A 12,546-nucleotide genomic window follows, 5' to 3' on the forward strand; every position below is an offset into this window, starting at 1 on the left:
AAGTTTGTGCGAAACTTCAAACTTCAAATAAAAATATAGTTTCCTGTTTTAGGTTTCCAAGTTGCACAATCTGTGGATAGCTTGAAACCTGAAACTTTAAACAAAAAAACAAAATAAGCATGGCAAAATTACCAGTATCAGCAGAAAAAATCATAGAAGTTTTCGGACCGCATAAAAATTACGCGCCTCTTGACGGTTATGAAGGAAGAGATGAACCAGATGAGGTTGTAAAAACACATTGTTGTTTTTGCGGAATGCAGTGTGGTATTCAATTATTAGTTAAAGAAAATAAGGTGGTTGGTTTTGAACCTTGGATGGAATTTCCTTTTAACGAAGGTCGTTTGTGTCCAAAAGGTGTACAACGTTATCTTCAGAACAATCACCCTGACCGACTTTTACATCCTATACAAAGAGTTGAAGGAAAAGGTTTTGAAAAAATATCATGGGATGATGCAATGGATAAAACTGTTGCGGAAATAAAACGAATTCAGGAAAAATATGGAAAAGATGCTTTTTCAATGCTTTCAGGAGTATCACTGAGTAACGAAAAAAGTTATTTGGTCGGAAAATTTGCGCGCGTAGCCCTTAAAACAAAGAATCTAGATTATAACGGAAGACTTTGTATGGTGAGCGCTGGTGCGGGCAATAAAAAAGCTTTTGGTTTAGATCGTGCTTCAAATAATTATTCAGATCTCGAATATGCCGAAGTAATTATTGTTACAGGAGCAAATATTAGCGAAACTTTTCCAACATTAACACACTGGATTTGGAAAGCAAGAGACCGTGGTGCCAAACTAATTGTAATCGATCCAAGGATGATTCCGTTGGCCAGAACAGCAGACATTCATTTGGATATAAGACCTGGAACAGATTCTGCTTTGTACGGTGCCATGTTGAAATATTTGGTAGACCACGACATGTTAGATCATGATTTTATAGATAATTACACATCAGGTTTTCAGGAAACGATAGACGCTGTGAAAGATTATACATTAGAATGGGCAGAGGAAATAACAGGAATTGATAAAAATAAAATTAGGGAAGCAGCAGAATTATGGGGTAAAGCTAAGACAAGTTTTTTACTTCATGCGCGAGGCATCGAACAGCATTCTAAAGGAGTAGATAATGTGGTGGGGTGTATCAATTTAGTTTTGGCTACAGGAAGAATTGGAAGACCATATTGTGGATATGGAACAATAACCGGACAAGGAAATGGACAGGGTGGAAGGGAACACGGTCATAAATGCGACCAGTTGCCAGGAAATAGAGATATAGAAAATCCAGAACATCGTAAATACATATCTGAAGTTTGGGGTATTGATGAAAAAGATATGCCCGGAAAAGGACTTTCGGCTTATGAAATAATTGATGCTATTCATAGAGGAGAAATCAAAGGTTTACTTTCGATTTGTTTTAATCCATTAGTTTCTCTTCCAAATAATAGTTATGTGCGAGAAGCGCTGGAAAAGTTAGAGTTTTATGTTTGCATCGATTTCTTTTTAAATGAGACTGCCCGCCACGCCGATATTGTTTTGGCAGGCTCTTTACAGGAAGAAGAAGAAGGAACCACAACTTCTGCAGAAGGACGTGTTATAAGAGTTAGACAAGCTGTAACGCCTCCAGGAGAAGCACGAACAGATACTTCGATACTATTAGAAATTGCTAAAAGATTGGGAGAAGAAGATAAATTTACCTATGACAATAGCGAAGCCATTTTTAATGAACTTCGATTGGCCTCGAAAGGAGGTACAGCAGATTATTTCGGAATTTCTTATAAAAAAGTCGAAGATAATATGGGAGTTTTTTGGCCTTGCCCGACAGAAGAGCATCCAGGAACTCCAAGATTATGGGAAGATAAAAAGTTTAAAACTCCAGATGGAAAAGCGCATTTTAACCCAGCGCCCTATAGATTGCCAAGTGAAGTGACAGATAATGCATATCCGATTACTTTGACTACTGGGCGAGTGGTTTCTCAATATTTGAGCGGAACGCAAACCCGTAGAATTGGAAAATTAGTAGATCAATTTCCTGAACCATTCGTAGAAATTCATCCAGAACTGGCAACAAAATACGGAATAAAACAAAGAGAATTAGTGAAGGTATCAACAAGAAGAGGAGAAGGAATTTTTCCAGCAAATATTGTAGAAACAATTAGACAGGATACTGTTTTTGTACCCTATCACTGGCCAGGATTAAAATCAGCAAATCAATTAACTATTGCTACGCTAGATCCTGTTTCTAAAATGCCCGAATTTAAAGTTTGTGCGTGCCAATTAGAACCGCTGGGAACAATGGCCCCGCCTTCTAACGAATCTGATGCGTATGCAAGCGTTTAATCTGTAAAAAAGAACTTATGAATTTAACCAATTTTAATACCAGCGAGGAATTTTTTGTAGATATGCAACGTTGCATTGGCTGTAAAGCCTGCGAAATGGCCTGTGCTGAATGTGAAACAAATGGTCAGCAAACTTTGATCAGTGTAAATTATGTTGATCGTGCTGCCACAATTCAAACCACAGTGCAGGTTTGTATGCATTGCGAAGATCCGGTTTGTGCCAATGTTTGTCCTGCAGATGCCATTTCTCAGGACGAATTTGGAGTTGTGCACACTGCCAATACAGAAAGATGTATTGGCTGCTCAAATTGTGTAATGGCCTGTCCTTTTGGTGTTCCAAAAAAAGTCGAAGAATACGATTTGATGATGAAATGTACAATGTGTTACGACAGAACAAGTGTTGGCAAAAAACCAATGTGTGCAACCGTATGTCCAAGTGGGGCTTTGTTTTACGGAACAAGAAATGAAATAGAAGAAATGAGACCCAATAGCACACCAATTAATAATTTCATTTTTGGCAAAGAGAAAGTTAAGACTAAAGTCAATATTATGATGCCAAAAGGAAGTAAAGAATTAAGAATTTATTAAATACCGAGCTATGTCTAAAGAAGATAATTTAAATCAAAACTGGAAAAAAGATTTTCCGATAAAAAAACAAGAATCCACTCAGGTCAGCCGACGCGATTTTGCTAAATTCTTAACGTTTGTTTCTGGCGGATTAATGGTTGGAAGCGGTTTTGTAACTGCAAAAGCATTTTTATTGCCAAAAGAAGAAGTTCAGGGAGAGCATTTTATTTGTAATAAAGAAGATGTTCCTGTAGGCGGTACAAGAGGTTTTGTTTTGGAAGGAAGTACAATTCCGTATATTTTGATTCACTTAGAAAATGGTGAATTTAAGGCATACGAACAAAAGTGTACCCATCTTTCTTGTTCTGTATTCTACAAACCCGGAACCGGAATCATACATTGTCCTTGCCACGAAGGTTCATTTGATGCCATGACAGGAGACGTAATAGCCGGACCGCCGCCAAGAGCTTTACCGCAATTGGAAGTGGTTTTTAAAGAAAATGCTGTTTTTGTAAAAGCATTAATAGAAAAAAAGGATAGCTAATAAAACTTAAAGACATGAGTACTTTTAGAACAGGGCAGAACAATTCGAACCCAAATAAATTGAATAACATACTTTCAACACTTATATTTATTTTGATTTTAAATGTCAGCATTCAAATATGGCTTTTGTATGCCTCTCTAAATAATGCGCTAGATAATAATAAAGAAATTTTAATTCCTGCATTTATAGCTTCAGTAATACTTTTTTCAATTGGTTTTGCATGGCTTTATTATCTTCCGAAAGGAAATTTCAGAAAGAAATAGATAATAACGATTTTTTGAAAGAATTACGCTAAATTTATATTCTGAAAAAAATAAATTATTTAGGATTATAACTAAGTAAAAATACTTATATTTGTAATAAGTATTTTTTGCTTTATAATAAAATGCCAGTAATGATTAAAGTTGAAGAAGCCTTAGCGACTATTGAAGCGAACAGTACTAAAATGCCAACAAAATATATTCAAGCCAGCAAAGCTTTAGGATATGTTTTAGCAGAAAAAGTGATTTCGCCAATAAACATGCCTCCATTTCGCCAATCGGCTATGGATGGATACGCGTTTACACACAGTATCAGGCATCAATACGATGTAGTTGGGATTTCTCAAGCAGGAGATCATTCCAATGTAAAGCTAAAAGCAACCGAAGCCATTAGAATATTTACTGGAGCTTTTATTCCTGATAATGCAGATACGGTAGTAATGCAAGAGCATGTAATGGCAACTAAAGATTCAATTTTGATTGCCACAATGCCAGAAAAATCAGCAAATGTTCGGTTAAAAGGAGAACAAATTGCTAAAGATGATATAGTTTTTGAAGCTAATACTTTAATTACTCCGGCTGCAATTGGATTTTTAGCCTGTTTAGGAATTACAGAAATTGAAGTTTATAAAAAGCCCAAAGTTGCCATTTTGGTTACCGGAAATGAATTAACAGAACCGGGGAAGAAATTAAAAAAAGGCAAAATATTTGAAAGTAATTCGGTTATGCTTAAAGCTGCGCTTCAAACAATTGGGATTGAAAAAGCAAAAGTTTATCGAGTAAAAGATAATCTAAAAGCAACAAAAAAGGCTTTAAAAGATATTTTAGAAAAATACGATATCGTTCTTATTTCGGGTGGAATTTCTGTTGGAGATTATGATTTTGTGAAAGAAGCATTACTGCAAAATGAAGTAGAAGAGCTTTTTTACAAAATCAATCAAAAACCTGGAAAACCAATGTTTTTTGGCTCTAAAAATGATACTTTGGTTTTTGCATTGCCTGGAAACCCAGCCTCATCTTTGACAAATTTTTATATTTATGTATATCCAGCAGTCAAAAACCGAATGGGATTTTCTAATGCACATTTGTCAAAGATTGTTCGAAAATTAGACAACGACATCGTAAATAACACAGGTAAAACACTTTTTTTAAAAGCATTATATAATGAAACAAGTGTTGAAATTTTAGATGGACAAAGTTCTGCAATGCTAAATTCTTTTGCTGTAGCGAACGGATTAGTAATAGTACCAGAAGATGTTGAAAATATCAAAAAAGGCGAGTCGGTAACGATTCTACCAATTGATTAGAGTTTTTTAGATAGAATAAAGAATAAAGAATAAAGAATAAAGAATAAAGAATAAAGAATAAAGAATAAAGAATAAAGAATAAAGAATAAAGAATAAAGAATAAAGAATAAAGATTTTTGGATAATAAACGAAAAGCGCTATATAAATAAAAACACATAGCAATAAACTTGAAACTTTAAACTTGAAACAAATAAAACAAAATACATGAATCTCCTAACTTCCGAAAATATACTATTATTCAGTTTTGCCTTAATTATAATAGCATTTTTATATTCAAGCGTAGGGCACGGCGGAGCATCGGGATATTTGGCATTGATGAGCATTTTTGCTTTTCCGGTTTCTGTAATGAAACCATCGGCTTTGCTGTTGAATTTGTTTGTTTCGAGTATTTCGTTTTTGTTTTATTATAAAAACAATTATTTCAAACCAAAGCTCTTTTACCCGTTTGCGATAGCATCGATTCCAGCGGCGTTTATTGGCGGTTTTATAACCTTAGATAATGCGATTTATAAAATTGTTTTAGGAATTGTATTGGTTTTTGCTGCTTTGAGATTGTTTGGAGTTTTTAGTTTTAAAGAAAAAGAAGAAGTAAAAATAAATCTTCCGTTCGCTTTAGCCATCGGTTTTGCCATCGGGTTATTATCTGGAATGCTCGGAATTGGCGGTGGAATTATTTTAAGTCCGATTCTATTATTTTTAGGATGGGCATCAGTAAAAGAATCGGCGGCAATCTCGAGTTTATTCATTTTTGTGAATTCATTTGCTGGAATGTTAGGATTCTTTTTAGGAGGAAAAACAATTCCGATGGAAAGTTTCTATCTCGTTCCAATTGCTGTAGTAGGAGGAGTGTTAGGAGGTTTTTACGGAAGTGGATCTTTCTCCAACAGAACATTAAAAATGGTATTAGGAACAGTGATTTTAATGGCAAGTGTTAAATTGATTTTTCCTTGAAAATAAAATTGAATTTAACCGCAAAGCATGCAAGGTTTTGTAAAAGCGGTTTTTAAAATAGCAAAGTTCGCAAAGCTTTGCGAACTTAATTTAAAAGTTAAATGAATAAAAAACTTAGCGCACTTTGCGGTAAAAAAACTCATTGCAACTTAAAAACCTGAAACAAAAAAGACCATGGAAACACTAACAGTATTTATTCTTTGCGGAGGAAAAAGCACCAGAATGCAGTCAGAAAAAGGATTGGTTTTGTTTCAGGATAAGCCATTTATAGAGCATATCATTCAGGCGATTTTACCTATAACAGATCAAATTAAGCTCATTACAGGATCAAAAGAATACGATTATTTACCGTATCAAAAAATACAGGATTTAGTAGTAGACAAAGGTCCGCTGGGAGGAATTTACACCGCATTATCACATTCTGAAACCGAATTCAATTTGATTTTAAGCTGTGATATTCCGTTAATTTCAACCGAATTATTGCAGGAATTAATTTCAAAACATACGCAAGAAGCAGGAATTACAGTTTTTGCTTCCGAAAGTAAAACCCATCCGTTAATCGGAATTTATTCAAAAAATATTGTTCCGGTTATAAAAGAAGCAATTGATTCTAATGAATTAAAAATGATGGATCTGCTAGCTAAACTACCGCATCAGATTATCAATATAGAAGAAAGTGAAAATTATCATTTGACCAATATCAATTCGGCCGACGAATTAAACGATCTGAATATCAATTTAACTTAAAGACTATGCGAAATTTTAAAACACCAAAATTGACGATTGTAGGTGCAGGTCCAGGCGATGTTGAATTGATTACTATAAAAGCAATCAAAGCTTTAAAAAGTGCCGATGTGGTTTTGTACGATGCTTTGGTAAACGAAGAATTACTCGAATATGCATCAAATGCAGAAATTGTTTTTGTTGGAAAACGTTTAGGCTGTCACGCTTACACACAAGATCAGATTAACGAATTGATTGTTTCTATGGCAAAGCGTTATGGACATGTTGTACGTTTAAAAGGCGGTGATCCGTTTGTTTTTGGAAGAGGAAGTGAAGAAATCGAATTTGCAGAAGATTTTGGAATCGAAACGGCTATTGTTCCTGGAATTTCATCTGCTTTAGGAGTTCCAGCTTCTGTCGGAATCAGTTTGACACAGCGTAAAGTTGCCGAAAGTTTTTGGGTTATTACAGGAACGACTTCAGATCATAAATTATCAAAAGATATTTTGTTAGCATCAAAATCGGCAGCAACGGTGGTTATTTTAATGGGAATGCATAAATTAGACGAAATCATTTCGATCTATCAAGAAAACAGAAATGACGATTTGCCCATTGCGATTATCCAGAATGGAACAAAAAACTCAGAGCAAAAAGTAATTGGAACTATCAATACAATTACTAAATTGGTAGCTGAAAAAAATATATCATCGCCTGCTATTATTGTGATTGGCGAAGTAGTGAGAAATACATCAAGTTGGATTTCGTATTTTCAAGAACACTTTGAAGACGAATTTATTTTTCAGAATTTAAATTTATAAAAATGATCGAGGTTAAATATTTTGGAGCTGTTGCTGAAAAAACAAAATGTGAATTCGAAAAATTATCTTTTTCGGAAGAATTATCATTGCAGCAATTATTACAGGATTTAAACGAAAAATACGAGTTTGATTCGCTGACTTTCAGCGTTGCTGTAAATCAGAAAATAGTTTCTAAAACTTCAGATTATACTTTACAGACTAGTGATATTGTAGCATTATTGCCACCATTTGCCGGAGGATAAAACCAAACCTAATGAGCGAAACTTCACGATATAACAGACAAATTATTCTTCCTGAGATAGGAGAGGATGGCCAGTACAAATTGCTGAAATCTAAAGTTTTGGTTATTGGTGCAGGAGGTTTGGGCGCTGTGATTCTGCCTTATCTAGCAGGTGCGGGAGTTGGTGAAATCGGAATTGTAGATGATGACGTTATCGAGATTTCGAACCTTCATAGACAGGTAATTTATAAAAGTTCAGCGGTTGGAAAAAGAAAAGCGGCTGAAGCGAAAGCGATGATTTTAGAACTGAATCCGCTTATTAAAGTGAATGTTTTTGCAGAGAAATTATCAAGTAAAAATGCTATTTCGTTGTTTGAAAATTATGATATTATTGTTGATGCAACAGATAATATTGCAATTAAATATTTGATTAATGATGCTTGTCTCGCAACCCATAAACCAATGGTTTACGGATCTATTTTTAGATTTCAAGGGCAAGTTTCGGTTTTCAATTATCAAAACGGACCAACCTATCGCTGCTTATATCCAGATGAAAATAATAGTGCATTAAATTGTGAAGATGCTGGTGTAATAGGAGTTTCAGTTGGAATCATCGGAATGTTTCAGGCCAATGAAGTCCTAAAAATGATTCTAGGAGTTGGAGAAGTTTTAAGCGGAAAGATTCTGGTTTATAATATTTTGAATAATGAGCAGCAGAAATATGATTTTGAAAAAAGTTCTGAAGTAGAAATGACCAAAGAAGATTTTGAACAGAAATATAATTCATCTGAAAATCAGTTTGAAGAAATAAAATTTGAGCTTATTTTTGATGAAATAGAAAACGATGAGGTTCTTTTTTTAGATGTTCGAAATGAAGACGAACTACCAAAAATAAATTTGAAAAATACCCTTCAGATTCCGTTGGTAAATCTAGAAAATGAAATTAAAAAACTGAATTTAAATCAAACTATTTACGTTTTTTGCCAATCTGGAATCAGAAGTAAAATTGCAACTGAATTGCTTCAAAAACATCAATTTAAAAATATAAAAAGTATTTCTGGTGGTGCTTTAGCGATGAAACAATCATTGCATGAAAAAATCCAGTAAAACTAATTAATAACGGCTACTATGAATAAAGTCATTTTCGGATTGTTTTTGTTCTTTTGTTTTTCTCAATTTGGGTTTTCACAAACTCATGTTGATGCTACTGGCGAAACAGAACTCTATGATGCTTATGATAAAGCTGATAAAGAATTGAATGAAGTTTATAATCAGCTGAAAAAGAAATTAGGAACAAAAGATCAGACAGCTTTAGTCGTTTCTCAAAAAGACTGGATAAAGTTTAGAGATTCAAATTGTAAATTTAAAAGCTATTCAGAAGGTTACGGTGGTGTTATTGCAAATAAAATGTATGCAGATTGTAGAATGCAGCTCACTATTAGCAGAACAAAGGAATTGAAAAGTTTGATGAATGGATTTTAAAGTCCTTATTAAAAAACATAAAAATGAGTAAAAATGTATTTGTAGAAGGGCCAATTGCTCCTGAATTTATAGCGGAATCTATTGCTAAACACCAATCGAAACATACGATTGGAGCGCATAATATTTTTCTAGGGCAAGTCCGTGCCGATGTTATTCACGACAATACCGTCGTAGCAATCGATTATTCGGCGTATACAGACATGGCGAATGAAGCTTTGTATGCAATTCGAGAAAAAGCTTTTGCTAAATTCGATTTAACCTGCATGCACATTTACCACAGTTTAGGCGTTGTAAAAGCGGGCGAAATCTGTCTATTTGTTTTTGTTTCGGCAACACGTCGCAAACAAGTTTATGAAGCCACAGAAGCCATTGTAAATTGGATTAAAACCGATGTTCCGATTTTTGGTAAAGAAATGTTTGAAAACGATACATTCACTTGGAAACAAAATACCTAAGAAATTATAATGGTAGATATTACGCATAAAATAAGCACTTTAAGAGTCGCAACAGCAACCGCAATTGTAAAAGTCAGCAAGCAAGAAACAATTGATGCTGTTGTCAACAATTTAGTGCCAAAAGGGAACGTGTTTGAAATGGCAAAAACGGCTGGACTGTTTGCGGTAAAAAATACACATTTATCCATTCCAGATTGTCATCCGCTTCCAATTGAATTTACTTCTGTAGAATACAATATCGAAGATCTAGACATTCATATTATTTTCAAAGTAAAAACCGTTTATAAAACGGGAGTTGAGGTTGAAGCCATGCACGGCGCATCAATTGTAGCGCTTACAATGTATGATATGCTAAAACCAATTGACAAAGAAATCGAAATTTCGACTATCAAATTAATTAATAAAGAAGGCGGAAAATCGTCTTTCAAAAATAAATTTCCGAATGTAATTAAAGCGGCAGTTTTCGTTTGTTCCGATTCGATTTTTGCAGGCGATAAAGAAGATCGTTCAGGAAAAACAATTGTAGAGAAACTGGATTCTTACGGAGTTGAAACTTCTCATTACGAAATTATTCCAGATGAATTGGATATTATTCAGGAAAAAACAAAAGCTTTCGCTAAAGATAATCAGCTGGTCATTTTTACAGGCGGAACTGGATTATCTCCGAGAGATGTTACGCCAGAAGCTTTAGAACCATTATTAGAAAGTAGAATTCCAGGAATAGAAGAAGCCATTCGCAGTTACGGTCAGCAGAGAATGCCGTATGCAATGCTTTCTAGAAGTGTTGCGGGAACTTTAGGTAAAAGTCTAGTTTTGGCTTTGCCAGGTTCAACAAACGGAGTGAGAGAATCTATGGATGCCGTTTTTCCGCACGTAATGCACGTTTTTCATATTTTAAAAGGAAAAAATCATGACAGCCTCTAACACTATTTTGACGGATGGTTTTGGGCGCAAGCATAATTATCTGCGCATTTCGCTGCTGGAAAAATGCAACCTGCGTTGTACGTATTGCATGCCAGCGGATGGAATCGCATTATCTCCAAAAGCCAGTTTAATGACGGCCGATGAGATTTTTGCAATTGCTGAAACTTTCGTAAAAAATGGTGTCGATAAAATAAGATTAACAGGCGGTGAACCTTTGCTGAGAAAGGATTTTCCTGAAATTGTTTCTAAGTTATCAGAACTTGGCATTTCACTTTCTATGACGACAAACGGAATCTTAGTTGATCGCCATATTGAAGTTTTAAGACAGTTTAAAGTCAAAAAAATCAATTTGAGTTTAGATACTTTGGTTGCTTCTAAATTTGCTTCTATAACGCTTAGAAATCAGTTTGAGAAAGTAATAGATAATCTGCATTTGCTTTTAAATCATGATTTTCAGGTAAAAGTAAATGTCGTTTTGATGAAAGGTTTTAATGATAACGAAATTGTAGATTTTGTAAAACTGACTCAGTTTCTTCCTATTTCGGTTCGGTTTATTGAATTTATGCCTTTTGCCGGAAACGAATGGGACAGAAGCAAAATGGTTTCGCAACAAGAAATTTTATCTTTAGTTGAAACTCAATTTTCTTCAGGAGAAATTCTGAAATTAGAAGACGAAAAAAACTTTACTTCAAGAAATTATAAAATTAAAGGTTTCCAAGGCGATTTCGGAATTATTAGTTCCATAACAAATCCGTTTTGTGACAGCTGCAACCGCATCCGCTTGACGGCAGACGGAAAAATAAAAAACTGCCTTTTCTCTAATTCAGAAACCGATTTGTTAACGGCTTTTAGAAATGGAGAATCTATCGAAAATTTGATTTCAGAATCGATTCAGAATAAAAAGAAAGTCCGCGCGGGAATGGCTACGATGGATGAAATGGACGATCCTGCAAAACATTTTGACAATCGCAGTATGATTGCGATTGGGGGGTAATTAATTGTGAATTGTGAATTGTCTCGCTGAGCGAAGTAGAAGTTTTGACCGCATAGTTTTGTCATTCTGAGGAACGAAGAATCACACTCGTAAATCCACAAAGATTGACAAATTACTGTGAGAAGTTTTTAGTATGATTGCTTCGTCAGTTCGCTATCGCTCGTGTCTTCGTTCCTCAGAATGACAAACTGTATTTACATTGCTAATGAAAATAAAAAAAAGGTTTAACTTTTTTTAAGTTAAACCTTTCTAAATACTATTTTTTCTTTTTAGCTTTTGTCTTTTTCTGAGCTTTCGTTTTCTTTTCGAGTTTCTTAGTTTTCGCTTTTTCTTTTGCTTTTTTAGCCTTTTCTTTTTTCTTTTCGGCTGCTTTTAGTTTTGCTTTTTTCGCTTTTTCTAATTTTTTGATAACAGCTTTAATCGCTTTTTCTCTTTTCTTTTCTTTCTCTTTTTTTGCTTTAAGTTTAGCTTTTAGCTTAGATTTTATGTCGTTTTTCTCCTTACCAATTTTTTCAACAGTGACAATAGGTTTGTTTTCGGCAACGTCATTGGTTTTAATTTCTACAATTTCAGAAACGATAGGTTCTGTTTTTGCAGATGTTGTTGCAGGTTTTTTCGCAGTAGCTTTCGGTGCTGTTTTAGAAGCTGCTCTTACAGGAGTTTTTGCTGCAGTTTTGACAGTTGCAGCAGGTGCTTTGGCAGCAGCTGTTCTTGTTGTAGCTGTTTTGGCAGTTGTCGGTTTTACTGCAGTTCTAGTAGTCCTTTTAATTGTTGTTTTAGTTTCTGGCTGTATTTCTGTAGTGCTTTCTACAGCTGTTTCTGCTGGAACATCGGTAGCTTTATCAGCAGAAGATTGTGTTGTTCTTTTTATCATAACTGTATTTTTTATTGAGTAAATAGATTGTAACCAAGTGGTTTTAAAGCTTCTGAAGTGTGACGCTTTAGTGTAAATTCTTAGTTAAGCTA

General features: G+C 34.5%; 15 protein-coding genes. 14 read left to right on the forward strand and 1 reads right to left on the reverse strand.

All coding sequences use genetic code 11. The features are described from left to right. The first annotated feature begins 119 nt into the window (after positions 1-119). The 14 genes from BSF41_RS15635 (at position 120) to moaA (ending at position 11,580) form a co-directional block, all read left to right on the forward strand. Entirely contained in the window at positions 120-2,336 is a 2,217-nt protein-coding gene (locus BSF41_RS15635; RefSeq protein ID WP_095930444.1) for a molybdopterin oxidoreductase family protein, read from the forward strand. A gap of 17 nt (positions 2,337-2,353) precedes the next feature. Then, a complete protein-coding gene (locus BSF41_RS15640) occupies positions 2,354-2,923 on the forward strand; it encodes a 4Fe-4S dicluster domain-containing protein (protein ID WP_095930445.1) in 570 nt (189 codons plus the stop codon). 10 nt (positions 2,924-2,933) lie between these two features. Next, on the forward strand, positions 2,934-3,446 hold the full coding sequence (locus BSF41_RS15645) for a Rieske (2Fe-2S) protein (protein WP_095930446.1): 513 nt from the start codon (positions 2,934-2,936) through the stop codon (positions 3,444-3,446). Between the two features lie 14 nt (positions 3,447-3,460). Continuing rightward, positions 3,461-3,709, forward strand: a complete 249-nt coding sequence (locus tag BSF41_RS15650; RefSeq protein ID WP_095930447.1) for a DUF6755 family protein — start codon at positions 3,461-3,463, stop codon at positions 3,707-3,709. A gap of 131 nt (positions 3,710-3,840) precedes the next feature. After that, on the forward strand, positions 3,841-5,013 hold the full coding sequence (glp, locus tag BSF41_RS15655; protein WP_095930555.1) for a gephyrin-like molybdotransferase Glp: 1,173 nt from the start codon (positions 3,841-3,843) through the stop codon (positions 5,011-5,013). A 204-nt stretch (positions 5,014-5,217) separates the two neighbouring features. Then, positions 5,218-5,964 (forward strand): sulfite exporter TauE/SafE family protein, encoded by a 747-nt coding sequence (locus BSF41_RS15660; RefSeq protein ID WP_095930448.1) that lies wholly within the window; start codon positions 5,218-5,220, stop codon positions 5,962-5,964. 174 nt (positions 5,965-6,138) lie between these two features. Then, positions 6,139-6,711, forward strand: a complete 573-nt coding sequence (locus tag BSF41_RS15665) for a molybdenum cofactor guanylyltransferase (protein WP_095930449.1) — start codon at positions 6,139-6,141, stop codon at positions 6,709-6,711. Between the two features lie 5 nt (positions 6,712-6,716). Beyond that, positions 6,717-7,505, forward strand: a complete 789-nt coding sequence (gene cobA, locus BSF41_RS15670) for a uroporphyrinogen-III C-methyltransferase (protein WP_095930450.1) — start codon at positions 6,717-6,719, stop codon at positions 7,503-7,505. A 2-nt stretch (positions 7,506-7,507) separates the two neighbouring features. Further along, positions 7,508-7,747 (forward strand): MoaD/ThiS family protein, encoded by a 240-nt coding sequence (locus BSF41_RS15675; protein ID WP_095930451.1) that lies wholly within the window; start codon positions 7,508-7,510, stop codon positions 7,745-7,747. A gap of 11 nt (positions 7,748-7,758) precedes the next feature. Next, positions 7,759-8,832 carry a HesA/MoeB/ThiF family protein gene (moeB, locus tag BSF41_RS15680; protein WP_095930452.1) on the forward strand — a complete coding sequence of 358 codons (1,074 nt, stop codon included), beginning with the start codon at positions 7,759-7,761 and terminating at the stop codon, positions 8,830-8,832. A 21-nt stretch (positions 8,833-8,853) separates the two neighbouring features. Continuing rightward, positions 8,854-9,207, forward strand: coding sequence for a lysozyme inhibitor LprI family protein (locus BSF41_RS15685; protein WP_095930453.1), 354 nt, complete (start codon positions 8,854-8,856; stop codon positions 9,205-9,207). Positions 9,208-9,230: 23 nt separating this feature from the next. Next, complete coding sequence (locus BSF41_RS15690) at positions 9,231-9,662, forward strand: molybdenum cofactor biosynthesis protein MoaE (protein ID WP_035648088.1); 432 nt, start codon at positions 9,231-9,233, stop codon at positions 9,660-9,662. 9 nt (positions 9,663-9,671) lie between these two features. Further along, complete coding sequence (moaCB, locus tag BSF41_RS15695) at positions 9,672-10,586, forward strand: bifunctional molybdenum cofactor biosynthesis protein MoaC/MoaB (RefSeq protein ID WP_095930454.1); 915 nt, start codon at positions 9,672-9,674, stop codon at positions 10,584-10,586. After that, positions 10,573-11,580 (forward strand): GTP 3',8-cyclase MoaA, encoded by a 1,008-nt coding sequence (gene moaA / locus BSF41_RS15700; protein ID WP_095930455.1) that lies wholly within the window; start codon positions 10,573-10,575, stop codon positions 11,578-11,580. The genes moaCB and moaA overlap by 14 nt, the downstream gene beginning before the upstream one ends. A gap of 256 nt (positions 11,581-11,836) precedes the next feature. Here the strand turns inward: moaA and BSF41_RS23625 are convergent, their stop codons facing one another. Next, entirely contained in the window at positions 11,837-12,454 is a 618-nt protein-coding gene (locus BSF41_RS23625; RefSeq protein WP_141248155.1) for a hypothetical protein, read from the reverse strand. Positions 12,455-12,546: the final 92 nt, after the last annotated feature.

Source organism: Flavobacterium sp. ACN2, assembly GCF_002303885.1.
In the GTDB taxonomy this organism is placed as follows: domain Bacteria; phylum Bacteroidota; class Bacteroidia; order Flavobacteriales; family Flavobacteriaceae; genus Flavobacterium.